The organism is Piscinibacter sp. PDB1-1 (assembly GCF_056675995.1).
In genome coordinates, this window is the sequence record NZ_JBWVZJ010000001.1 from 2,526,923 (window position 1) to 2,551,412 (window position 24,490).

The window sequence follows — 24,490 nt, forward strand, 5'->3', positions numbered from 1 at the left end:
ATGAACGAACCTCAATCTCAGGCGGTGGCTCAAGTGGTCGAAGAGCTGGATGACGAGCCAACGTTGAGTCTCCTTGACTTGCTAATTTGGCTGGGTGAAGGCAAGCGCGTGATAGTGATCGTCACGGGCGTGGTAACGCTGTTGGCGCTGGCTTTTGCTCTGATGCAAACGCCAATTTTCACGGCCCGGACCACGTTGCTGCCGCCCTCGTCACAACAGCAGGGCGGTGCGTCCGCGGCGGCCCTGGCGGCATTGGGGTCGCTGGGTGGGCTGGGGGGCATCAGCGCCAAAACGCCGGACGAACTCTATGTGGGTTTGCTCAAGAGCGACAGCGTTCAGCGCGAGTTGGCCACTAGGTTTGACCTGTACGACCGCTTTGGGATCAAGACGTATGAAGCAATGCGCCAGACATTTCCGTCGTTTGTCCGCGTGTCAGCCGACAAGAAGTCTGGCCTGATCTCGGTCGATGTTGACGATAAGGACCCGAAGTTCGCCGCCGAGCTAGCCAACGCGTACTCCACGGAAATCACCAAACTGATGGGCCGCCTCGCCGTCTCCGAAGCGCAACAGCGCCGCCTGTTCTTTGACGTGCGCCTGAAGGAGACCAAGGAGAACCTGATCAATGCCGAGCAGGCGCTGCGCGCGGTGCAAGAGAAATCCGGCATGGTCGCGCTCGATCAGCAGTCCGAGGCCATCATCAAGGCGGTGGCCGAGCTCAAGGCCCGGATCGTCGAGCGCGAGGTTCAGCTGCGCGTGCTTCGCACGGGCGCCACGGCGCAGAACCCCGACGTGCAACGCCTGGGCTCCGAGCTGGCTGCCTTGCGCGCTGAGTTGTCGCGCATGGAGTCGGCGGTTCCCCCGTCAGGTGCCGCCAGTGGCATCGACATCCCGATCGCCGGGCTGCCTGCCGCCGCCGTGGAGTACGTGCGCGCGGTGCGCGAGGTGAAGTTCCAGGAGACGCTGCTGGCCGGAATGCTGCGCCAGTTCGAGATTGCGCGGCTGGATGAGGCCAAGGAGGGCCCGGTGCTGCAACAGGTGGACGTGGCCGTGACGCCCGACTACAAGTCCAAGCCCTCGCGCGCCCTGATCGTTCTGGGTGCCACGATGATGGCGCTGCTGCTGTCGAGCATCTACGTCATCGTGCGCCGCTATCGCCAGGCGATGCGCGAGCAGCACCCGGAGCAGGCGCAGGCCTGGGCACAACTCGCGCAGGCGTGGCGTTTGCGCCGCGCCCGCTGACGTACCTGCCTGGCTGACCGGTCGCGCCAATAGAACCGGCCAATAGAACGGGCCGATAGAACGGGCCGACAGACACACGCATTCGGCTTGCCTCGATCAGGCCTCCGTGCGCAGCACTTGAGCGAACACGTTGCTGTCGACGTTTCCGCCGGTCAAGGTGATGCCCACGCAGCGACCGGCCCAGCGGCCTTTCTGCTGCAGGGCGCCGGCCAACGAGGCGGCGCCGGCTCCTTCGGCCACGTTGTGGGTGTCCGCGAACAGCGCGCGCATCGCCGCGGCGACTTCATCGTCGGTGACGGCAATCACGTCGTCCACCTCGCGCCGGATCACGTCGAGCGCCTGCGCATCGGCCACGCGGCAGGCCATGCCATCGGCGAGCACCGTGGTGACGGGTGCTTCGATGACTCGTCCGGCGTGGAAGGATTGCAGATAGCTCGTCGCGTGCGCCGACACCACGCCGACGATGCGCGTTCGCAGGCCCATGTGCCTCCGCGCGACGGCGCAGGCGCAGATGCCTGAACCCTGGCCAATGGGCACGAAGACGACGTCCGGCTGCACCGCCGCAAAGAACTCGAGCCAATAGGTCGCCACACCGCGTACCAGGTCGTCGTGGTACGAGGGCACCATGTGCCACCCGCGTGAATCGGCCACGGCCGTGGCGTGCTCGCGTGCGGCCTGGAAGTCGTCCCCGTGTTCGATGAGTTCGGCACCCAGCGCGCGCATGGCCGCGTTCTTCTCGACCGAGTTGTCGCGCGGCACGACGATGATTGCCGGCAGGCCGTGGCTGCGCGCGGCCATCGCGATGGACTGGCCGTGGTTCCCCCGCGTCGCGGCGATGACGCCGGCGCAGCCCGGTTCGCGCTGGCGCAGGGTGTCGAAGTAGGTCAGCCCGCCGCGCAGCTTGAAGGCGCCGACCCGCGTGTGGTTCTCGTGCTTGACCCAGGCCTGCGCCCCCAGGCGCTGGCTGAGCAGCGGCCAGCAGTACTGCGGCGTCGGCGGCTGAACGGCATGGACCGTGGCGAGGGCGTGGTCGAGGTCGGGGCGCATCGGCATGTCAGTCTTCGGTGTGGTCGGGGCGAGTGCGCAGGCACACCACGCCCAGGGGTGTGGCAAGCGTGGCCGTCACCGCGGGCGGCGATGACGCCGAAAAGCTGGCGCCCGCGGTCTGCAGCGCCGGCATCACCGAGGCGGGCAGCCCGCCGACATGCAGCGATTGCAGGTGAGCGCCGCTGGCAGGCAATTGCTCGCATGGGTGGTGCTCACCCCACTCGATGAGCGTGGGCAGCGCCCCGCGGAACAGGCGGCGCCCATCCGCACGCAGGCCGATCTGCCAGCGCAATGGCCCGCGCTCGGCGCGCACTGGCTCGCCGCCGTCCAGCCCGGCGGCGGCCAGGGCCCGCAATCGTGCGCCCAGGTCATCGCAGCGCGCCACCCAGTGGATCAGGCGCGGGCCCTGCGCCACGGCCGCTTGCATCGTGGGGTCGTCGAGGTCGAACCAGCGTGTGCGGCCCGGGTCGGGCGCCTCGGGGTCGATGGCGATGATCTCCAGATAGGCCCGCACAAAAGCGTCCGACGAGATGTTGACCAGCCGGTTGTGGGTGCCCATCAGCGCATGTCGGCCGCCGGGCTGCGGCGTCACGCCCAGCGTGGCCTCGCACCAGGACGCGCCTTCGTCGAGCGTTCGAGCGGCCACCACCAGGTGGTCGACGTGGGTGGTGCTCACAGCGTCACCTGACCCTCGATGCAGCACACGCTGTGGCCGCCCACCCAGGTGGTGCGGCCATCCTGCTCGATGTGGATGCGGCCGGCGCGGCCCACGCACTGGCCTTGCGCCGCCAGGTAGCGCACCGGCGCGAGACCGGCGCCGATGAGCCACTGCGCCACGCCCGCGTTGAGGCTGCCGGTGACCGGGTCTTCGTCGATGCCGTCGGCCGGGGCGAACGCGCGCAATTCGAACTGGCATTCGCTGCCGGGCGCGTGAGGGCCGACGACCCCCACATCGGCCAGGCGGGCCAGGGCCGCGAGATCGGGGCGCAGCGCAATCACGCTGTCGGCGCTGTCGAGCAGCAGTCCCAGCCACTTGGGGCCGATGCTCATCCACTGCGTGGCTCGCACTTGCTCGGGCCGCAGGCCGAGCGCGGCGATCACCGACGCCAGCGTGGCGTCGTCGACGGTCTCCAGCATCGCCGCCGGTGCGGCGAACGCCGGCGCACTCGCGCCCTGGCGGATGCGCACCAGCCCCACGCCGCATTCCTGCACCACCATACTGCGCACCCGCGGCGCGCCACCGGCCCGCAGCCACGCTGCGCAGCTGCCGAGGGTGGGGTGGCCGGCGAAGCTCAGTTCACGGTTGGGCGTGAAGATGCGCACCCGGTAGTCGGCCGCCGGGTCGGTCGGTTGCAGCAGGAAGGTGGTCTCCGAGAGGTTCGTCCAGTGGGCGAAGCGCTGCATCTGCTCGGTGCTCAGTCCGTCGGCGCCGTGCACCACGGCCAGCGGGTTGCCGTGCAGGGGCTGGTCGGTGAAGACGTCGACCTGGGTGTAGGCGTGTGTGCTCATGCCGATCGGGGTCAGGTGGATTCGCGCAGGGTTCGGGCCAGCAGCGCGACGCCTTCCTCGATCTGTGCCGGCGCCAGCGTCACGAACGACAACCGCAATGTATGGGTCTGGGGCCGTTGGGCGTAGAAGGCCGCACCGGGCACGTAGGCCACGCCGTTGGCCACGGCGCGCGAGAACAGCGCCGTGGCGTCCACGGCCTCGGGCAGTTCGACCCAGAAGAACATGCCGCCGCGTGGCTCGTTCCAGCGGCAACCGGTGGGCATGTGCGCCTTGAGCGCCGCGGCCATGGCGTCGCGTTGGGCGCGGTAGCGCGCACGAATCATCGGCACGTGCTGCTGCAGGAAGCCGTCGCGGATCACCTCGTGCACCACGCGCTGGTTGAAGCTCGGCGTGTGCAGGTCGGCGGCCTGCTTGGCCTGCAGCAGCTTGGGGCCGAGCTCGCTGGGTGCCACGATGTAGCCCAGCCGCAGGCCGGGCGCCAGCACCTTCGAGAACGATCCCAGGTACACCGTGCCCTCGGGCCAGCGCGCGGCCAGCGGCGCGGGCGGCGCTTCGTCGAACCACAGGTCGCCGTAGGGGTTGTCTTCGACCAGGGGCAGGCCGATCGCCTGCGCTGCTTGCACCAGGGCGTCGCGCCGGCCCGCGCTGATGCAGCGGCCGCTCGGATTCTGGAAGTTGGGCAGCACGTACAGAAAGCGTGCGCCCCGTGCCCGAGCCAGGCCCTCGGGCACGGGGCCGTCGTCGTCGCAGGCCACCGACACGAACTCCGGCTCGCAGGGGTTGAAGGCCTGCAGCGCGCCCAGGTACGTGGGCGACTCGACGGCCACGGTGCTGCCGGCGTCGATCATCACCTTGCCGATCAGGTCCAGGCCCTGTTGCGAACCCGTGGTGATGAGCACCTGCGCGGCGGTGCAGCGCAGACCCTGGGCGGCCAGCTCGCCGGCGACCCATTCGCGCAAGGGGCCGAACCCCTCGCTGCTGGCGTATTGAAGTGCCTCGATCGGGTGATCGCGCAGCACGCGAGCGGTGGCCTCGCGCATCGCGTCGATGGGGAAGCTGTCTGGTGAAGGCAGGCCGCCCGCGAGCGACAGGATGCCTGGTTGCTCCGTCACCTTGAGGATCTCGCGGATGGCCGAGGGGTTCATGCGCTCGGCGCGGCGCGAGATGCGCCAGAGCGAGGTGTCGGCAGCATCGCGCTGAGGCCGCAGGGGGTGGGGTGGCAAGTTCATTCGGCCAGTCTAGGCCTGAGAACCAGCACATGACCAATACAATATGCCGGCACATCCCATGACCTGTATTGGTTGTATCGCCGGCACATGACTCCTCCGTCGACCCTCTCCCGCGCATCCGACGCCACGCTCACCGAGCAGCTGTCCAGCCGCTTTGCGGCGCACATCCGCCAACGCCTGTTGGCACCCGGAGCGCGCCTGCCCTCGGTGCGCGAGTGCGCGCGCCGCTACGGCGTAAGCCCCTACACCGTGGTGGCTGCATACGACCAGTTGCTGGCGCAGGGCCTGGTCGAGTCGCGCCGGCAGCGGGGGTTCTTCGTGCGCGATGAGCAGCGCGAGGGGCGCCGCCTGGGGTCTGCGACGGATCTGTCGGGAGCCCCCCAGGCGCCCGCCGCGCCACACCGCCTCGTGCCGCCGGTGAGCGCGACCATGCTCGTGCGCGGCATGTTCGAGCCACCCGGCGGGCTGCCCATGCCGGGCCTGGGCACCTTGCCGGTGGAATGGCTCGACCTGCCCATGCTCAGCAGCGCGCTGCGCCGGGTGAGCGCATCCAGCCAACTCGCGGCGCATTCGCTGCGCTACGGCGAGCCCGCCGGCGACCTGCGCCTGCGCCGCGCCCTCGCGCAGCGGCTCGGCGACGTGGGCGTCAAGGCCGCGCCCGAGCAGATCGTGACCACTTTGGGCGCCACGCAGGCGCTGGACATCGTCACCCGCACCCTGCTGCGGCCTAGTGACACAGTGCTTGTCGACGACCCCGGCTGGTCGATCGAGTTCGCGCGGCTGGCGGCGCTCGGGCTGCGCATGCTGCCGGTGCCACGCGGTGAAGAGGGGCCCGATCTCGCGGTGATGCAGCGCCTGATCGAGGCGCAGGCGCCACACGAGCGGCCCCGCCTGTACATCACCGTGTCGGTGCTACACAACCCGACCGGCGCGTCGCTTTCGCTCGGTCACGCGCACAAGCTGCTGCGCCTGGCCCAGGAGCACGACCTGCATATCGTCGAAGACGACACCTACGCCTACCTCGCGCCACCGCACCTGCCGCGCCTGGCCGCCCTCGATGCGCTGGAGCGCACGGTGTACGTCTCGGGCTTCTCGAAGATCCTGGTGCCCAACTGGCGAGTCGGCTACATGGCCGTACCACCGGGTCTGGTCGATCGCATGGTCGACACCAAGTTGCTCACCAGCCTCACCACACCAAGCTTGACGGAGCAAGCGCTTGCTCATTGCCTGGAGCAGGGCTTGCTGCGACGGCATGCGCTGCGTGTGGCTCAAAAGCTCGATGCCGCACGGGCCCGGACGGTGCAGCTTGCCGAGGCGTCCGGCTGTCGATTTGCGACCCCGCCGCGGGGTCTCTTCGGCTGGATCGACGTGGGAGTGGACACTGAGCGCCTTTCGCACGCGATGGTCGATCAAGGCTGGCTGCTCGCACCGGGCGCGCTGTTCCATGCCGCGCCGCGCCCGACCACGTTGATGCGCATCAACTTCGCCAGCTCACAGGACGCACGCTTCTGGCGCGCCCTGGAGCGAACACGCGAGACCATCGCCGCCTGAGCCCGGGATTGATCCCGGCCGCGGCCCTCACCTAAAGTCGTACCGCTACATGAGTTTGTTTGAACCCACCATTCCCTTCGGCGAGCCTGAGTTGATGCGGGTCAGCGCGTTCGAGCGCTACCTGCATGAGCCCGGGGGCCCACGTGCGCGCGAGGTGCTCGACAACCCCACGCGCCCGGCCGGCCTGAGCCTCTCGCTGCTGGCCGACCTGAGCCGCTTCGAGCACGCAGGGCAGGCGTCGGAGATGCTGGAGGTGCTCGCGGCCTGCGTGCGCCATGCGCAGCAGGTGGTGATCCATCTGCAGATGGGCGAGGTGGTAGTGCCCCTGACCGTGTTCCCGCTCGACCGTCTGGTGCATTGCCCCGTCAGCCTCGACGCCCTGCTGCTGCAGCGCCCCACCGAGATGCGTGTGCTGCATGTCGAGCCGGCGGTGCTGCGCGCGCCGGGCCACGAGGAGATGGCTCTTGTCGGCGAAGACCACCACTATCACTCGCTGCGCCCGGTGCTGTGGGAGATCGCGCTGCGCGGTGCACGCAATACCCTGCTGCCCGAGATTGCCGGCCAGGTGTCGTACCGGGTCGCACCTGACATCGATCTCGGCCCCTTGCGCGTGGGCGGTGCGCTGATGGCGTCGATCCAGCGGCTGAGCCAGGGCGAGCGCGTCACCTTGCGCGAGATGGCCGACTGGCCCGGCCTCGACACGACCCGTGCCGCCCGCCTGCTCAACGCCCTGTACCTGCAGTCGGGCCTGATCGTGAGCCGCACGCGGCCCACTGGTTTCGGCGAGTCGCTGTTCGGCGTGCTCGGCGGGCGCTGAGCGATCGGCGCCTGTCGCTCAGTGGCGGGTCAGCGGCTGCTCAGCGATTGCTCAACAACTCCCAGCGCTCCAGCGCTTCCATCAGTTCGTTCTCGATCTGCGAGAAGCGGGCCTGCGTCTGCACCAGCACCTGCGCGTCGCCGTTGTAGATGGCGGTGCCGCTGAGCTGTTCGCCCAGCGCCTTCTGTTCTGCTTCGAGCGCCTCGATACGCGCCGGCAGGCCGTCGAATTCGCGCTGCTCCTTGTAGCTGAGCTTGGCCTTCTTGGGCGGGGGGGGCGATGCACTCGTGGATGTTGACGGAGCCGGTTTTGCAGACTTGTCGCTGCGCAGCGCGCGTGCGCGAGTCTGCTGCATCTTCCAGTCCTCGTAGCCGCCCTCGTACTCGCGCCACAGGCCGGGCGACTCATCGCCTTCCCAGGCGATGGTGCTGGTGACCACGTTGTCGAGAAAACGCCTGTCGTGGCTGACCAGGAACACCGTGCCCGCGTAGCTTTGAAGCAGCTCCTCGAGCAACTCCAGCGTGTCGATGTCGAGGTCGTTGGTGGGCTCGTCGAGTACCAGCACATTGGCCGGCAGCGCGAACAGGCGGGCCAGCAGCAGTCGGTTGCGTTCGCCGCCCGAGAGCGTGCGCACGGGGGAGTTGGCGCGCTCCGGGGAGAACAGGAAGTCGTTCAGGTAGCTCATCACGTGCTTGCGCTGGCCGTTGAACTCCACCCACTCGCTGCCCGGGCTGATGGTGTCGGCCAGCGTCGCGTCGAGCTTGAGGGTGCTGCGCATCTGGTCGAAGTAGGCGACCTCGATGCGCGAGCCCTGGCGCACGTTGCCGCTGTCGGGCTGCAGTTCGCCGAGGATGAGCTTGAGCAGCGTGGTCTTGCCGGCGCCATTGGGGCCGATCAGGCCGACCTTGTCGCCGCGCAGGATGGTGGCGCTGAAATCCTTGACGATCACCTTCTCGCCGAACCGGATCGAGACGTCTTTCAGCTCGCCGACGATCTTGCCGCTGGGCACGCCGGAGTCGACCTCCAGCCGCACCTGGCCGAGCGAGTCGCGCCGCTTCTGGCGCTGGTCGCGCAGCACTTTCAGGCGTTCGATGCGCGCCACGCTGCGCGTGCGGCGGGCTTCCACGCCCTTGCGGATCCACACCTCCTCTTGCGCGAGCAGTTTGTCGGCGCGGGCGTTGGCGAGCGCCTCGGAGGCGAGCTGCTCTTCCTTCGTGCGTTCGTAGGCGCTGAAGTTGCCCGGGTAGCTGCGGATCACGCCGCGGTCGAGTTCGAGGATGCGAGTGCAGACGTTGTCGAGAAACGCGCGGTCGTGGGTGATCAGCATCACGCTGCCTCTGAAGCCCTTGAGCAGTTCTTCGAGCCACGCGATGGAGTCGAGGTCGAGGTGGTTGGTGGGCTCGTCGAGCAGCAGCACGTCGGGCACGGCCACCAGGGCCTGCGCCAGCGCCACCCGCTTCTTCATGCCGCCTGAGAGTTCACCGACGACGCGCGCGCCGTCGAGGTGCAGCTGCGCGAGCGTGGTGTCCACGCGCTGCTCCCAGTTCCAGGCGTCGAGCGCTTCGATGCGCGTTTGCAGCGCGTCGAGGTCCACGCCCTCGGCATGCTCCTCGTACTGCTGGCGCACGCTCTTGGCCTCGGCCACGCCCGCGCTCACCGTGTCGAACACGCTCGAGGCGGCGTCGAACACCGGCTCTTGCGGCACGTAGCACACGCGCACGCCCTGCGTCATCTGCAGCAGGCCGTCGTCGGGCTTCTCGAGCCCGGCCAGGATCTTCAGCAGCGAGGACTTGCCCGCGCCGTTGCGGCCGATCAGGCCCAGGCGTTCGCCGGATTCGAGCGAGAAGGCGGCGTTGTCGAGCAGCGCCACATGGCCATAGGCCAGGTGTGCGTTGGAGAGGGAGAGGACGGCCATGGCGGGGGGCGCTGAGCAAAACACGCATTGTCCCCCGCCGGGGGCGATATCACATGATGTAGCGCCCGCCCGGGCCGATCACCGACATGTCGACGTACTTCGAGCCGTGGTGGTTCTTGGGGCCGAAGCTGAGCCTGTAGCCGCCGAGGTCGAGCGTGCCGAGGCGCTCCATCGTGCTCACCAGGCCTTGCGAGGTAACGCCCTTGCCGGCACGGCGCAGGGCCTCGAGCAGCACGCGCATGTTGAGGTAGCCGAAGAAATGATCATGGTCGACGGGAATCTGCGCTCGCTCCATCGCCGCGCCGTAGTCGCGCGTGATCGGTGTTACCGCACGCAGGCTGTTGGGCAGGATGCGCGTGAAGGCCAGGCCGCGCGCATCGTTGCCCAGCGCTTCCATCGCGGCGCGACTGTTGGCGATGGTGGGGGCATACAGCGGCACGCCCACGTAGGCGCGTGCGCCGCGCACCAGCGGCACGACCGTGGGCCCGAAGGCCATCAGGATCAGGCCATCGGGCTTGGTGTCGCCCAGCGCGCGGCACGCGGCTTCGACGTTCTGGCCGTTCATGTCGATGGCCTGCATGCCCACGACGGTCACGCCCTGGTCCTTGGCCGCCTCTTCGATGATCGGCCCCATCTCCTTGCCGAAAGGGCTGTTGAGCACCGCCACGCCGAGGCGGCGCCGGTGCCCGGTGGAGAGGTTCTGCACCATCTTCACCACCTCGTCGCGGTAACTCGCCATGGTGGTGAAGAAGTAGGGGTGCTGCGGCGTGCGAAGCGAGGGCGCACCGGTGTAGACGCCGATCAGGGGCACCTTCTTCTCGCCCAGCATCGGCAGCACCGCGGCCACGTTGGCGGTGCTCGCCAGGCCGTAAAGCGCCACCACCTTCTCCTTGTCGATCAGCGTGCCCACGTTGTCCACGCAGCGCTTGGCGTCGTAGGCGTCGTCGAGCGTGATCAGGCGCACCTTGCGCCCGGCCACGCCGCCCTTGAGATTGAACTCGTCGAGGGCCAGGGCCTGGCCCTTGAGCACGCGCGTCATGGCGGATGCGGCGGGGCCGCTGAGCTGGGCGCTCTGGCCGATCAGGATGTCGTCTTCGGTTTCGGCTGCCGAGCCGATGTGCGGCAGCGCCAGGCTGGCCGCCGCGGCCGCGGCACCTTGCAGCGCCGAGCGGCGGGAGATGGGTAGTGACACGTTGCCCTCCGGTGGGTGATTTGGACTTCTTGCAGGGGCTCCCGCGAGGTGCGGGATCACGTGCCATTAAATCGCACGCGTGTGCAAAAAGCTCAAATCCACCGCGGGCGCGGTGCGCAGGAAGTCACACGGCGCGCTCCAGCGCATCGATGAACATGCGCGCCACGTCGAAACCGGTCTGGTCGGTGATCTCCTGAAAGCCGGTCGGGCTGGTGACATTGATCTCGGTCACGCAGTCGCCAATGATGTCCAGACCCACCAGCAGCAGGCCCCGCGCGGCCAGCACCGGGCCGATGCTCTCGGCGATCTCGCGGTCGCGCGCCGACAGCGGCTGGGCCACGCCCTTGCCGCCGACGGCCATGTTGCCGCGGATCTCGCTGCCCTGCGGGATGCGCGCCAGGGCGTGCGGCACGGGCTCGCCGGCGATCAGCAGGATGCGTTTGTCGCCCTTCACGATCTCGGGCAGGTAGCGCTGCACCATCACCGTCTGCGCGCCGTGCTTGTTGAGCGTTTCGATGATGCTGCCGAGGTTCAGGCCATCGAGCCCGACCCGGAAGATCCCCATCCCGCCCATGCCATCGAGCGGCTTGAGGATGATGTCCTGGTGCTCCGCGTGGAAGGCGCGGATCTCGGCCGCGTGGCGAGTGACGAGCGTCGGCCCGATGAACTGGGGAAACTCCAGGATCGCGAGCTTCTCCGGGTGGTCGCGCAGCGCCGCCGGCTTGTTGAACACGCGAGCGCCATCGCGCTCGGCCCGCTCCAGCAGGTGCGTGGCATAGAAGTACTCGCTGTCGAAGGGCGGGTCGCTGCGCATCAACACTGCATCGGTGTCGGCGAGCACGAGTGCACTGCGGGCATCGGCGTCGAACCAGGCATCGCTGCTCCCGGTCAGCCGGAAGCGGCGCGCCAGCGCGCTGACCTTCTCGCCACGCCGCCACAGCAGGTCTTTCGCTTCGCAGGCCCAGAGCTCATGGCCGCGCGAGGCGGCCTCACGCATCATCGCGAAGCTTGAATCCTTGTAGGTCTTGAAACCCTCCAGCGGGTCGGCCACGAACAACAACTTCATGGGAGCGTCTCAGGCAGTGGATCGGGGCCGCCACTGTTGCACAAAAAGCGCGAGCGCGCCGGCTACCACGCCCCAGAAGGCCGATCCGACGCCCCACAACGAAAGACCGCTGAGCGTGACAAGGAAGGTGATCAGCGGGGCCTCGCGGTGGGCCTCTTCCTTCATCGCGCCTGCCAGGCCCCCGCCCACGCTGCCGAGCAGCGCCAGGCCGGCGATCGCTGCGACCAACTCCTTCGGAAAGGCAAGCAGCACGCCGGCCACGGCAGCCCCGAACACCCCCACGATGATGTAGAGCACGCCCGCGGTGGCCGCGGCGGCGTAGCGCCGGTCGGGGTCGTCGTGCGCCTCCCGGCCCATGCAGATGGCCGCGGTGATGGCGGCCAGGTTGATCGCAAAGGCGCCGAAGGGGGCGAGCAAGAGCGTCGTCGCGCCTGTCATCGTGATGAGGCGCGAGATCGGCATCGTGTAGCCAGCGGCGCGTATCGCCGCGACGCCCGGCAGGTTCTGCGACGCCATCGTCACGACAAAGAGCGGCAACGCAAGGCTCACCATCGCCTGCCAGTGGAAAGCCGGTGCGGTGAACACGGGCATCGTCAGGCCGAGGTGGATGCCTTCGGGGTGAAGCTGCCCGTGAAGGCCGGCCCAGAGCGTGCCCACCCCGAGCACCACGGGTACCGCGTAGCGAGGCCAGCAGCGCCGTCCGATCAGGTAGGCGAGCAGCATCGCCAGCACGAGGCCGAAGGCCGACCGGGCGGCCAGGAAGGCGTCGAGGCCGAAGCGCGCCAGCACACCGGCCAGCAGGGCATTGGCGATCGGCATGGGGATGCGGTCCATCAGCCGCTCGAACCAGCCCGTGGCACCGAAGAGCACGATCAGCGCCGCCGACACCATGAACGCGCCAATGGCCTCGGGCATGGTGAAGCCTGCGGTGGCGCCCGCCGTCGCGAGCACCGCGGCTCCCGGCGTTGACCACGCGATCATCACCGGCTTGCGCAACCACATCGACGCGCCGAGCGCGCACACGCCCATGCCGATACCGAGCGCCCACATCCAAGAACTGATCTGCGCGCTGTCCGCGCCCAGCGAGCGTGCGGCCTGGAAGACGATGGCGATCGAGCTGGTGTAGCCGACCAGCACAGCGATGAAGCCAGCGGCGAGCGTGGAGAGTGAGCTGTCGCGAAGCAAGGAGCGCATCGCGGCAGGATAAGCGAGGGTGGCAGGCGCCCGTCGCGACAAGCGCGAAGCGCCTGCGGGGCGCGCTCAGATCTCGAGTTTGGAGCCGAGCTCGACCACGCGGTTGGTGGGCAGGCTCAGGAAGTCGGCCGCGTCGCTTGCGTTGTGGTGCATGTTGGCGAAGAGCTTCTCGCGCCACATCGACATGCCGCTGCCGAGCGTCGGGATCACGATGTCGCGCGACAGGAAATATGAAGTCTCCATGTCGTCGAGCTGTACGCCTCGGCCGCGCAGCAGCGACAGCGCCTCGGGCACGTCGGGGTCGTTCTTGAAGCCGAAGTGAAGCGTGACCTGCCAGCAGTCGTGCCCGAGCGGAACGATGTCGCAGCGTTTGTCGAAGCCGATCCACGGCACCTCGTGGTGCTTGACCGTCACGAACAGGTTGGTCTCGTGCAGCACCTTGTTGTGCTTGAGGTTGTGGAGCAAGGCATTGGGCGTGATGCCGGGGTCGGGCACCAGGAACACCGCCGTGCCCTGCACACGCGTGGGCGGGCTCAGGAACACCGCTTCGAGAAAGCTCGTCAGGTCGATGGCTTCGTCGCGCAGGCGGGAGCGCATCAGCTTGCGGCCTTGCTTCCAGGTCATCATCAGCGTGAACATCACGCCGCCGATGGCGACCGGGAACCAGCCGCCGTCGACCAGCTTGACGGCGTTGGCCGAGAAGTAGACGAGGTCGACGACGAAGAAGAAGCCGGTGGCCGCGATGCACAGCGACCACGGGTACTTCCAGCCGTAGCGGATCACGAAGAAGGTCATCGTGGTGGTGATCAGCATGTCGATGGTCACCGCGATGCCATAGGCCGCCGCCAGGCGGCTGCTGCTGCCGAACAGCACGACCGCCAGCACGATGCAGGTGTACAGGCCCCAGTTGATGAACGGGATGTAGATCTGCCCCGTCTCCTTGACAGAGGTGTGCGTGATGCGCAGGCGCGGCAGGTAGCCGAGCTGGATCGCTTGCTTGGTGACCGAGAAGGCCGCCGTGATCAGCGCCTGCGAAGCGATCACCGAGGCAGCGGTCGCCAGGCCGATCAATGGGTAGACCGCCCAGGCGGGCGCCATCTCGAAGAACGGGTTCTTCACGTTCTCGGGGTGCACGAGCAGCATCGCGCCCTGGCCGAAGTAGTTCAGCACCAGCGAGGGCATCACCAGGCTGAACCAGGCGAGCCGGATGGGCCGCTTGCCGAAGTGACCCATGTCGGCATAAAGCGCCTCGGCCCCTGTGACGCACAGCACCACCGAGCCGAGCGCGATGAAGGCGATGCCGGTGTGGGCACCCAGGAACATCAGCGCGTAGTGCGGGCTCAGGGCCCACAGCACGTCGGGGTTGCGGCCGATGTGCACCAGCCCCATCACCGCCAGCGCCAGGAACCACACCACGGTGATGGGGCCGAAGAACTTGCCCACGCTCGCCGTGCCATGGCGCTGGACGATGAAGAGGCCGGTCAGCACCACCAGCGTGATCGGGACCACATAGCGGTGCAGCCCCGGGGCGGCGACCTCCAGGCCCTCGATGGCTGACAGCACCGTCATGGCTGGCGTGATGACCGCGTCGCCGAAGAAGATCGCGGTGCCGAAGATGCCCAGGACCAGCAGGCGGCGGCGCAGGTCCGGGCGATCCTTCACCGCCTGCGAGGCCAGTGTGAGCATGGCGATCAGGCCGCCTTCGCCGTTGTTGTCGGCGCGCAGGATCAGCGCAACGTACTTGATGGACACCACCACGGTGATGGTCCAGAACATCAGCGAGAGCACACCGAAGATGTTTTCGGTGGTCAGAGGCACGTGGCCGTGGCCGAAGACCTCCTTGAGTGCGTACAGCGGGCTGGTGCCGATGTCGCCGTAGACGACGCCGACCGCGCCAATGGTCAGGGCGGCCAGGCTGGAGGTGGGGCGATGAGGGGTCACGAGGTCAATGCCGCGCAAACGGCCTGGCTCAGTCAGCGGGAGGGCTATTGTGCGCTGCGAGCCTGGGGTGCTTCACCTCCCGAGGAGGGTGGGGAGGCCGTGTTGCGGTGCAGCAACGCGGGGCGGCAGGCCGGCGCGACCGAGCTACTCGTAGGTCTCGGCGTCGGGGTCGGTCGCTTCCAGCTCGTACGAGGCGGCCAGCATCGCCAGCCGGGCCACCACGCCATACATATAGAACCGGTTGGGCGCGCTGGCGCCGGGCTTCACACCCGGGCGCGGCAGCTGATTCGACTCGGCAAACGCCAGCGGAACGAAGCTCGCGCCCGGGGAGTTGAGGTTCTCGTCCACGCCGCGCTCGGCGTTCACGCGGTAGAAGCCCCCGACCACGTAGCGGTCGATCATGTAGACCACCGGTTCGGCCACCGCATCGTGCACGCGCTCGAAGGTCGGCACGCCCTCTTGCAGGATCACCTCGCTGACCTCCTGGCCGTCCTTGATGACGCTCATCTTGTTGCGCGCCTTGCGGTTCAGGTCGACCAGATCCTTCGGGTCGCGCACCGTCATGATGCCCATGCCATAGGTGCCGGCGTCGGCCTTCACGATGATGAACGGCTTCTCCTGGATGCCGTACTCCTTGTACTTGCGGCGGATCTTGCCCAGCAGCGCCTCGGCATTGCTGGCCAGGCAGTCTTCACCGCTGCCGTCCGTGAAGTTCACCTCCCCGCACTTGGCGAACATCGGGTTGATGAGCCACGGGTCCATGCCCAGCAGCTTGGCGAACTTCTTGGCCACTTCTTCATACGCCTGGAAGTGATTCGTCTTGCGCCGCACGGCCCAGCCCGCGTGCAGCGGCGGCAGCAGGTACTGCTCGTGCAGCCCCTTCAGCACGCTGGGGATGCCCGCAGAGAGGTCGTTGTTGAGCAGGATGGTGCAAGGGTCGAAATCTTTCAGGCCCAGCCGCCCGCGCGTGCGGACCAGGGGCTCCACCGTGAGCGAGTTGCCATCGGGCAGGTCGATCTGGGTCGGGGCCTTGATGGTGTCGTCCAGCGTGCCGAGGCGCACGTTCAGGCCGGCCTGGTGAAAGATCTGCATCAGGCGCAGCACATTGCTCAGGTAGAACGTGTTGCGGGTGTGCCGCTCGGGGATCAGCAACAGGTTCTTCGCCTCGGGGCAGATCTTCTCGATCGCCGCCATCGCCGCCTGCACCGCCAGCGGCAGCATCTCGGGCGTGAGGTTGTTGAAGCCGCCGGGGAAGAGGTTGGTGTCCACCGGTGCGAGCTTGAAGCCCGCGTTGCGCACGTCGACCGAGGTGTAGAAGGGTGGTGTGTGCTCCATCCATTCGAGCCGGAACCAGCGCTCGATGGCCGGCAGCGACTCGAGGATGCGCTGCTCCAGTTCGTTGATCGGCCCGGTGAGTGCGGTGATGAGGTGGGGAACCATGGGCGTGGGCCTGCTGAGTGGGCTGCGAGGAGCTGAATTCTAGGCAGTTGGGGGTGAGCGCGCCGACTGCAAGCCGTGCATCCCTGGCTCCACGGCGCACCATGAAAAAAGGCCACCTCGCGGTGGCCTTTTTCTCGCTTGAGAGCGGGTGCTTACTGGTGGTAAGCCGTCTCGCCGTGCGACGTGATGTCCAGACCTTCGCGTTCCTCTTCTTCCGGAACACGCAGACCGATCACCAGGTCGACGATCTTGAACGCCACCACCGAGACCACGCCAGACCACACCACGGTCAGGAGTACGGCCTTGAGCTGGATCCACACCTGCGCGCCGATCGCATTGGAGCCGACCGAAGCCGTGACCCAGTCGGTCACGAGGCCCGGGCCGCCGAGCGACTGGGTGTTGAACACGCCCGTCAGCAGGGCACCGACGATGCCGCCGACACCGTGCACGCCGAACACGTCGAGCGAGTCGTCCGCGCCCAGCATCTTCTTCAGGCCGTTCACGCCCCACAGGCAGGCGAAGCCGGCGACGAAGCCGATCACGATCGCGCCCATCAGGCCGACGTTGCCGGCGGCCGGGGTGATCGCCACCAGGCCAGCCACCGCACCCGAGGCAGCACCCAGCATCGAAGCCTTGCCGCGCATCAGCGCTTCACCGATCGACCAGGCCAGAACAGCAGCGGCGGTGGCCGACAGCGTGTTCATGAAGGCCAGCACGGCGCTGTTGCCTGCTTCGAGGGCCGAGCCGGCGTTGAAGCCGAACCAACCCACCCACAGCAGCGAGGCACCGACCATCGTCAGCGTCAGCGAATGCGGGGTGAAGGCTTCCTTGCCGTAGCCGACGCGCTTGCCCACCATGTAGGCACCCACCAGGCCGGCCACAGCGGCGTTGATGTGCACCACGGTGCCGCCTGCGAAGTCGAGGCCGCCCCATTGCCAGATCAGGCCGGCCTTGGAGTTCATCTCGTCCACCACGCCAGCGGCGGTGTAGGCGTCCGGGCCCATCCAGAACCAGACCATGTGGGCGATCGGGGCGTAGCTGAAGGTGAACCACAGCACCATGAACAGCAGCACGGCCGAGAACTTGATGCGCTCGGCGAAGGCGCCGACGATCAGGCAGCAGGTGATGCCGGCGAAGGTGGCCTGGAATGCGGCGAACAGCAGTTCAGGGATGTAGACGCCCTTGCTGAACGTGGCACCCATGGCGAACGCGCCGGTGGCCGGGTCGAAGATGCCCTTCATGAACAGCCGGTCGAGGCCGCCGATGAATGCGTTGCCTTCGGTGAACGCGAGGCTGTAGCCATAGATCAGCCACAGCACCACGATCATCGAGAAGGTGACCATCACCTGCATCAACACCGACAGCATGTTCTTGCTGCGGACCAGGCCGCCGTAGAACAGCGCCAGACCAGGCACCGTCATCATGATGACGAGCAGCGTGGCGACGATGATCCAGGCGACGTCGCCCTTGTTGGCCACCGGAGCAGCGGCGGGTGCCGGCTCCGAAGCGGCAGCCGCGGCGGCCGGTGCTGCGGCCGGAGCAGCTTCTGCCGCGACGGAGGCCGCTACTTCAGGGGCAGACGCCGCTTGCGCGAACGAGGCCCCGCTGAAGCCCAGGACCGACAGGCCCAGGGCGAGGGTTGCGATGAGTTTCTTCATAGTGGGTTGTCTCTCTTGATCGCGTCAGAGCGCGTCCTTGCCGGTCTCGCCGGTGCGGATGCGTACGACCTGCTCCAGCGCCGACACGAAAATCTTGCCGTCGCCGATCTTGCCGGTGCGCGCAGCGGTTTCGATGGCTTCGATCACGCGGTCGATGAGCGCGTCATCCACGGCCGCTTCGATCTTCACCTTGGGGAGGAAGTCGACGACGTACTCGGCACCGCGGTACAGCTCGGTGTGGCCTTTCTGACGGCCGAAGCCCTTGACCTCGGTCACCGTGATGCCCTGCACGCCAATCGCGCTGAGGGCCTCACGAACTTCATCAAGCTTGAAAGGCTTGACGATGGCAGTCACCATTTTCATGGTCATCTCCTGTTGAGGATTGCGATGGAATCGGCGGCTTACATGGACTTGGTGAGCGTCACGATCACCCGGCCCTTGTTGATGTCGCCATAGAAGTCCTTCTCGGTGGCGCCCACGTAGGCACCCGCGACCGAGAAGCCGGAACCCAGGTCATAGGTGGCGCCGGCCTTGTAGTCCCAGTAGTTCGTGGCCACATTGGCGTCGCGCACTTCCGAGGGGAAGTAGGTGCCGCCGACGTGCAGGTTCACCGTCAGCTTCGGGATCACTTCGAAGTTGGCGGACAGGTCGAAGTACATCGTGCCGCGGCCTTCTTCGATACCGAAGTACTTGCTCGAAGCGGTGTATGACAGCTTGGCCGAGGCCGGGCCGAAGCTCATGGCGCCGTAAACCTCGGTGGTGTCGAAGTCGACGACCTTGTCCTTTTGCGGGTAGTAGTACTGCAGCACGCCGACGTCGAAGCCGATGTCCTGCGTGATCGAACCCTTGTAGCCACCGTAGAAGTCCATCTCCAGGCCGGAGTTGGTGAAGCCGATGCTCGAGTTCCAGTTGCCGATGTAGAACCCGCTGTTGCTGTAGTCGAAGCCGCCTTGCACGGCCGGCTTGTTGTTGCCTTGGTCTTGACCGCGGTACTTGTAGTTCGAGGTCAGGCTCAGGTTGGCGGTGACCGGCGCAGCCTCCTGCGCGCCAGCAGCGCCTGCGAGTGTTGCCGCACAGACAACCAGGCAGGTCGTAGCAAACTTCTTCATGGGTACTCCGTAGATGGTTTTTGAGGGCCGATACAGCGGCGGAAAGCCGCAACGGCAGTGCAGCTTTTGTGCCAGGGTCTTTTTTGGGGCGTTGGCGCGCTAGTTCGGGGCGATCGAATGCCGCCAACTCGGGTTTGGCGCCAATGAGGTGCAATGTGTCACAAGAGCACCATGTCGGTGCGCAAGTGCAATCACATCTGGACGGCGTGCGATCGGATGGACTCGTGCGGCAAAGCGCCGCCGTGTGCAGGCAACCAACAGATGCGCGCGGGGCCTGGTTCAGGCCACTCGCGTGCTGCGCCGATCGTTCGGCAAGTCAACCTTCGCATGGAGCGATTTGGTGTCGTCTCCGATGTAGATCACCCGAGGGTCTGAGGGCAAGGTCGCGTCCCGACCGAAGCCCGCCAGCGAATCGTGCACATAGGTGTCGAAGAAGGCGATCACCTTCTCGTCACGCAGGCCGTTCCCGCTCTCTTCGGCCAAATAGGCATCGAGCAGGTTTTGATAGTGAGGGCGCACCGGGGTGCCGGGAGACTGCTTCAATACCGCGCGGATCGCCTTGGCGTCGGCCACCAATTGGTCATCGTAGGTGTTGAGGTTGCGCGCCATCTCGCCTTCGGTGCCGGGCAGGGTGTCCTGGCGGGCCTTGAGTTTTAGATAGGGATCGCTGATCTCGTCGAAGCGAGTTTGCGACTCGCGAACGACTCTCTGCAGTTCGGGGTCAACGGTGGTGCCGTAGGCGATCTGATCGTGTTCTGCCATGGCCAGTCGCGTCTTTGCCCGCTCGAGCTGCGTGGCGGCTTTCTCGACTTGTTTTTTCAGGGGCGCCATGTCGCTGGACAGTTGCTGTTGCTCCTTCAGCCACTCGGCCTCGCGTTGCCGCAAGGTGGTCTGATCGGGTGTCTCTCCGCCGTTTGCGCGCGCGGCATTGTTCAGCTTGATTTTGTAGAAGCGCCAGCCGTAGTACAGCCGCATGTGCGCATTGACCATTTGCCCGATACCTCTGCCGCCGTAGCCCGCTTGCTGCATGTAGTGGCGCCACAGATCGTTGAGGATGTTGAATTCGGCTTGGCTGGCTTCGTCAACTCCAAAGAATGGCTTGTCAACCTCTTGAAGTGCACCCAGTGGCAGCAAAGGAACGCCAGCCTCCCAGGCCTTCCGATGCATGGCCCGCAAAGGGATGAGGCTCAGCATCTGCCCCGCCTTCGCGCTGCGGGCGCCTTCTCCGGGCCGGTAGCCACCGCCCACGTCCGAGTGCACACCGGGGTAGACCATTTCCTCAACCGAGTCGGGGTAACTCGCGCCGCGCCGGCAGCTGTCGAGCGGGAACGAGTTGCGCACCTCGTGCGCAGCCACCATGTGCACGCACTTCTCCACCATGCTGGGTACGTCGAGTGGGTGGGCCCAGCTGCCATGGCCATCGGCCAGGCCTGGCGCAGGGTCTGCGCCGGGCTGGCCGAAAGCGAGCGTCGTCACGCCATTGGTGCCCATGTTGCGCGCCCGCAAGGCCGTGGCCGTTTCCATCAAGCGGAGGGATTGAGCGGCCGGCATGTTGTTAACGCTCATCGGAAGGCCGACCGAGGCCACGGTGTCCCACAAGCCCAAAAAGTAGAAGCGAACCGGGTAGCCCCCGGCCTTGAGTTGCCATTCAGCGCCTGCACGTTGGCAAAGCTTCCTCTGGAAATCGCGGGCGAATGCACGTGCCTCGGTTGCACCGCGGCTGAACCCGAAGGCCGATACGCGAACCATGGTGATCTTGTTGGTGGGGTTCGTCGCCAGGGCCTCGGCCGCCTTCAGCTTTTCTTCAAACTGTTGGAAGGCCCACTTGATTCGGGCTTCGCCTTCGGCACCGAACGCCAAACCTTTCGTCGTGCCACCAGGGTCACCGATCTCATTGAAGCGGGTGCCAATACCGGGGATATAGATGCGGTAGCGCCCTTGTATCCCGTCATCTCGTTTGTGAGCCAAGTACAGCTTTGCCACGTTGCTCAACTCGTTTGTGGGGCTGTCGGCTTCGAGGTTATTGCCTGTTCCGTCAAAGAAGAAGCTGATGCAGAGGCTCTGCTGGCAACTCGGCTGAGCGTCGGCCTTATCGACGACTGAATTGGCTTGTGCGGCTCTCTCCACTAACGAGAGCAGCGCGTTTCCGGCAGGGATGACAGCACAAACGGGCGCGCCCTGAAGGGACGCCAAATCTGCAGCGACTTCAAGTCGTGCCGCGCTTTGCTCCGCTTTGGGGAATTGTTCAGATGCCATCTTTGCAGCTCGCTGTTTCTTCGTCGTGCACAACGTTGCCCGTCTCCTTCCGGCGGCCGTCGTCGAAGCTAGTCAGTTTGAGTTTGAGCTTGGGATAGCCCTGACTCAACTCAACCTGCACATCGCCATCAGGCATGAAGTGAACTCCGATGGCAGTGGGCTTCGCCGGCACAGGGCCGTTCAGCATCACGGTTTTCTCGCACCAGCGTTTGTAGTCACGTGACCACCGCACCTTGATCGGTTTGGGAAGCGTGGTTCCGGGCCACCACCTCACGCAGCACACCGTGCCACCGCCGCCTGAGGTGGGCGAGCTCACATACAAATTGCCTCCCCCTTGATGGCTCACTTCGAAGCTGGCGATGTAGGCATCTGTGTAATTGAACCCATTGATCGCCAGCGAAATCGGCGGCCCCAAGGGCACCGATTCGCTTGCCGGATCGGTTTGCGACGCTCCCTGCGCAGCGAGTTGGCCGCAAGCCGACAGGGTGATCGCCAACCCGAGCCCGGCTGTCTGCAATATGAACTTGATACGTAGAGTGGTCATGGTTCGTGTTGTGTTTAGGCGCCTAGTTCAGACGCCGAGCTCTTGCAGTGCCGCCTCAAAGGTGAGTTGCTTCTTGCCGACACGCGCAAGCGTGTCGACCCATTCGGGTTGCGTATCAAAGCTTGCCCCCAACTGCAGCGCAGTCAGGCAGTACAGGATCTGCGTGCGAAGGTCACTCAGCCCCAATGCATTCAGTTTCGGCACGCAATGCGAAGCCAAGGTGTGCAAGTCGGCTCGGCTCTTGTTCTGACAAAGATCGGGTGCCAGCGCTTGCATCTGCTGAACCAAGGTATCCGGTTCACTCGCTTCGATGAGTGCGTTCTGCTGGGCTTCGTCAAAATCAAATCGGGTCGGCCATTCATCCGCGCTGAGTTGCTGCGCCGCCTGGGTGTGCAAACGGCCCGCGCGATCCAACCACTGCCAATGGGACGCAAGGCCCAGAAACTGCCGCCGTTGCGGCTCTTTCAGCACCGAGACGAGGGACTCCAGCGTGCGCGTATCAAAGTACCGCAGCATCACGGGTAAGCGCTCGGGCAGCAGCACGTCGAGCCTTCGCTTCAGCGCGCCAGCTACGGCCTCGAAGGGCCATGCTGATCGCAACCCGGTGAGGCTCGTGCTGAACGCACAGGCCCGTTGCAACCACGTGGTCAGCCCACGTTCCGACAAGTCTTCACTGGCAGACGGAAGACGTGCGAGGATGGGCGCCACGTCCAAAGCGCCCTGCTCGCGAGTGCCCTCGAACAGGCTCACCCAGCGGATATGGGGTCTGGCGCGTAGCTCTTCCAGCAAACCTGGCGCGCCTGCGTGATCGATCAGTAGATAGCAGTGCACGTCGCCACCAGGCATTGCCTGTGACGAGCTATCGCACAGCGCTTGCGCAAACTCGTTGACGGGTCGCATGGTTGCCAGGGCTCAAACCACTTTCAGCGCAGCGCAAACGGTGAACCGCTGGCGCGCGCCTTGAGCAAGCACGAAACGCAAATGCTGCTCGGCATCAGCGGCACCGCATAACTCTCACTCCCACCCCCCACGAAGCTCTTGGTAGCCGCCCTGACCGTGATCTTCCCCGGGCACTGCACCGTGATGCCCGAGCCCTGGATGACGATCTGCGCGCCGCCCGAGGTGCTCAGCGTGATCTTCTTGGCCGCGGCCCAGTCGATGTGGGCGTTCGCGCTCTGGATGTTCACCAGGTCCTTGGCCGCCACCTCCGCCTGATCAGCCTGCGCCTGCATCTGGATGGGCCCTTGGCCGGCAATCATCGTCAGCCCCGTGCCCTTGGCACCCTGCCCCGCCTGCACCGCCCCCGCCAGGATGCCGATGCTCTGCCCGGTGTGGATGCGCATCTGCTGCCCGCCGGCCCATTGGATGTCCTGCCCGGCCTGCAGGCTGATCGCCTCGCCGCTGGCCCACTGGATGTCCTGCCCGGCCACGGTGGCCAGGCCCGCCTTGGCCGTGATCGCCACGATCGGGTCGGTGGTGTGCGGCAGCTTGCCCTGGCCGGCCTGCGTGGCCTTGCGGCCCGCATCGCCGCTGGCCGCCTCGAAGCTGTGGCTGCTCACCATGCCGCTTGCCGCCTGGTGCAGCGCCTTCATCGGCGCGAGCTTGTCGCTGAGCGTGCTCTGGCTCGCCTTGACGGTGCCGATGGCACTGGCCAGCTGCGTGGTCTGGTGCGTCTTCGCCGCCTGGCTGAAGCTCTCGGCCAGCGCGGCCGCCTGCTTCAGGAGGGCCATGCCGGCGGCGTTGTCGCCGGCCGGGTCGGCCTCGCGGGTGCCGAAGGTGGTGATGAGCAGGCCGTTCTGGGCCCGCACCGCGCCGTACGCATCGGTGCGCAGCTCGAAGCCGGTGCCGCGGTAGTGGCCGCGGTGGTTGTCGGCCTGGTGGATCAGGTGGCCGAGGTTGAGCTGGGTGGCGTGCTGGGTGGTGGCCAGCTGCACCCGCAGCTGGCCGGGGGTGTCGTCGAAGACGAGCTGGTTGAAGCCCTCACCGCCGAACTCGCGGCTCTTGATGCCCGAGAGCGCGGCGGCATTGTTCTGGCCGGCCGCATCGGGGGTGGCCGGGCCGGGGGCGCCGCCGTGCCAGGCGGGGCTGTTGCCGCCGGTGAGGTTGCCCTGGGCGCTGGGGCCGTGGTTGTGGCTGGTCTTGTAGGCGCTGGTGTCTGCTTCGGCCGCCGCGCCACCGGGCGTGGCAGGGATGCCGGCCTCGCCGCGGCCGTTGTAGAGGCTGCCGATGACGATGGGGCGTTCGATGTCGCCTTCGATGAAGTCGACGAGCACCTCCTGGCCGATGCGCGGGATGTGCTGCCAGCCCATGCCGGCGCCGGCCCAGCGCTGGGCCACGCGCACCCAGCAGCTGCTCTTGTTGTCGGCGCGGGAGTCGGCGCCCGGGGCGGCCTGCCAGTGGAACTGCACCCGGATGCGGCCCAGGGCGTCGGTGTAGAGCTCATCGGCCCCGTGGGGGCGGGTGGCACCGCCCGGGCCCACGACGATGGCGGTCTGGGCGCCGAGCGCGGTGCGGTGCAGGCGGCCGCCGTGCGCAGCGGTGTGCACCGGTGGCAGGGGCCGCCAGGGGACGAGGCGGCGGATGGCTTCGAAGCGGTTGGCGTAGCCGAGGGCGGCGGCCTGGGCGCCGAGTTCGGGGTCGTCGGCCAGGGTGGCCTGCAGGCTGGACTGCAGCGGGTCGGTCGGGCGGCCCTCGAGTTCGGCGAAGGGGTCGTCGAGCGGGGCGCCCATGAGTTGCTCGCTGAGTTCCTTGGGCAGGTTGTTGACGCCGAGCGCGTGCACGGT

20 protein-coding genes are annotated in these 24,490 nt (G+C 66.8%); 3 read left to right on the plus strand and 17 right to left on the minus strand.

What is annotated here, in order from left to right:
- Entirely contained in the window at positions 1-1,239 is a 1,239-nt protein-coding gene (locus AC1KAR_RS11685) for a Wzz/FepE/Etk N-terminal domain-containing protein (RefSeq protein ID WP_480317654.1), read from the plus strand.
- A 96-nt stretch (positions 1,240-1,335) separates the two neighbouring features.
- Here the strand turns inward: AC1KAR_RS11685 and AC1KAR_RS11690 are convergent, their stop codons facing one another.
- Genes AC1KAR_RS11690 through AC1KAR_RS11705 form a run of 4 tightly spaced genes read right to left on the minus strand, consistent with a single transcriptional unit; the run spans position 1,336 to position 5,024 of the window.
- On the minus strand, positions 1,336-2,292 hold the full coding sequence (locus tag AC1KAR_RS11690) for a threonine dehydratase (protein WP_480317656.1): 957 nt from the start codon (positions 2,290-2,292) through the stop codon (positions 1,336-1,338).
- Between the two features lies 1 nt (position 2,293).
- Positions 2,294-2,962, minus strand: coding sequence for a VOC family protein (locus tag AC1KAR_RS11695; RefSeq protein WP_480317658.1), 669 nt, complete (start codon positions 2,960-2,962; stop codon positions 2,294-2,296).
- Positions 2,959-3,795: a PhzF family phenazine biosynthesis protein gene (locus AC1KAR_RS11700; RefSeq protein WP_480317660.1), complete on the minus strand. Its 837-nt coding sequence runs from the start codon at positions 3,793-3,795 to the stop codon at positions 2,959-2,961. The genes AC1KAR_RS11695 and AC1KAR_RS11700 overlap by 4 nt, the downstream gene beginning before the upstream one ends.
- 11 nt (positions 3,796-3,806) lie before the next feature.
- Positions 3,807-5,024, minus strand: coding sequence for an aminotransferase-like domain-containing protein (locus tag AC1KAR_RS11705; RefSeq protein WP_480317661.1), 1,218 nt, complete (start codon positions 5,022-5,024; stop codon positions 3,807-3,809).
- 87 nt (positions 5,025-5,111) lie between these two features.
- On the opposite strand from AC1KAR_RS11705, the gene AC1KAR_RS11710 reads away from it, so the two are divergent.
- Entirely contained in the window at positions 5,112-6,575 is a 1,464-nt protein-coding gene (locus AC1KAR_RS11710; RefSeq protein WP_480317663.1) for an aminotransferase-like domain-containing protein, read from the plus strand.
- Between the two features lie 49 nt (positions 6,576-6,624).
- The gene (locus tag AC1KAR_RS11715) at positions 6,625-7,392 is read left to right on the plus strand and encodes a hypothetical protein (RefSeq protein WP_480317665.1); all 768 of its coding nucleotides are present in this window, start codon (positions 6,625-6,627) and stop codon (positions 7,390-7,392) included.
- A 40-nt stretch (positions 7,393-7,432) separates the two neighbouring features.
- On the opposite strand, the gene AC1KAR_RS11720 is transcribed toward AC1KAR_RS11715, so the two are convergent.
- The 13 genes from AC1KAR_RS11720 to AC1KAR_RS11780 form a co-directional block, all read right to left on the minus strand.
- Entirely contained in the window at positions 7,433-9,307 is a 1,875-nt protein-coding gene (locus AC1KAR_RS11720) for an ATP-binding cassette domain-containing protein (RefSeq protein WP_480317667.1), read from the minus strand.
- 49 nt (positions 9,308-9,356) lie between these two features.
- Positions 9,357-10,499, minus strand: a complete 1,143-nt coding sequence (locus AC1KAR_RS11725; protein ID WP_480317669.1) for an ABC transporter substrate-binding protein — start codon at positions 10,497-10,499, stop codon at positions 9,357-9,359.
- A 124-nt stretch (positions 10,500-10,623) separates the two neighbouring features.
- Positions 10,624-11,565: a glutathione synthase gene (gshB, locus tag AC1KAR_RS11730; RefSeq protein WP_480317671.1), complete on the minus strand. Its 942-nt coding sequence runs from the start codon at positions 11,563-11,565 to the stop codon at positions 10,624-10,626.
- 9 nt (positions 11,566-11,574) lie between these two features.
- Positions 11,575-12,759 (minus strand): benzoate/H(+) symporter BenE family transporter, encoded by a 1,185-nt coding sequence (locus AC1KAR_RS11735; protein ID WP_480317673.1) that lies wholly within the window; start codon positions 12,757-12,759, stop codon positions 11,575-11,577.
- A gap of 66 nt (positions 12,760-12,825) precedes the next feature.
- On the minus strand, positions 12,826-14,700 hold the full coding sequence (locus tag AC1KAR_RS11740) for a potassium transporter Kup (RefSeq protein ID WP_480317675.1): 1,875 nt from the start codon (positions 14,698-14,700) through the stop codon (positions 12,826-12,828).
- 144 nt (positions 14,701-14,844) lie between these two features.
- The gene (gene gshA / locus AC1KAR_RS11745; protein ID WP_480317677.1) at positions 14,845-16,140 is read right to left on the minus strand and encodes a glutamate--cysteine ligase; all 1,296 of its coding nucleotides are present in this window, start codon (positions 16,138-16,140) and stop codon (positions 14,845-14,847) included.
- A 152-nt stretch (positions 16,141-16,292) separates the two neighbouring features.
- Positions 16,293-17,798 (minus strand): ammonium transporter, encoded by a 1,506-nt coding sequence (locus tag AC1KAR_RS11750; RefSeq protein ID WP_480317679.1) that lies wholly within the window; start codon positions 17,796-17,798, stop codon positions 16,293-16,295.
- Positions 17,799-17,822: 24 nt separating this feature from the next.
- Positions 17,823-18,161, minus strand: a complete 339-nt coding sequence (locus tag AC1KAR_RS11755; protein ID WP_480317681.1) for a P-II family nitrogen regulator — start codon at positions 18,159-18,161, stop codon at positions 17,823-17,825.
- Positions 18,162-18,199: 38 nt separating this feature from the next.
- Entirely contained in the window at positions 18,200-18,907 is a 708-nt protein-coding gene (locus tag AC1KAR_RS11760) for a TorF family putative porin (RefSeq protein ID WP_480317683.1), read from the minus strand.
- Between the two features lie 279 nt (positions 18,908-19,186).
- Positions 19,187-21,163 (minus strand): T6SS phospholipase effector Tle1-like catalytic domain-containing protein, encoded by a 1,977-nt coding sequence (locus AC1KAR_RS11765; RefSeq protein ID WP_480317685.1) that lies wholly within the window; start codon positions 21,161-21,163, stop codon positions 19,187-19,189.
- The gene (locus AC1KAR_RS11770) at positions 21,153-21,707 is read right to left on the minus strand and encodes a DUF3304 domain-containing protein (RefSeq protein ID WP_480317687.1); all 555 of its coding nucleotides are present in this window, start codon (positions 21,705-21,707) and stop codon (positions 21,153-21,155) included. Before AC1KAR_RS11770 ends, AC1KAR_RS11765 begins: the two co-directional genes overlap by 11 nt.
- Before the next feature lie 27 nt (positions 21,708-21,734).
- A complete protein-coding gene (locus AC1KAR_RS11775; RefSeq protein WP_480317689.1) occupies positions 21,735-22,607 on the minus strand; it encodes a DUF4123 domain-containing protein in 873 nt (290 codons plus the stop codon).
- A 23-nt stretch (positions 22,608-22,630) separates the two neighbouring features.
- Positions 22,631-24,490: type VI secretion system Vgr family protein (locus AC1KAR_RS11780; protein ID WP_480317691.1), on the minus strand; the 1,860-nt coding region annotated here is incomplete at its 5' end.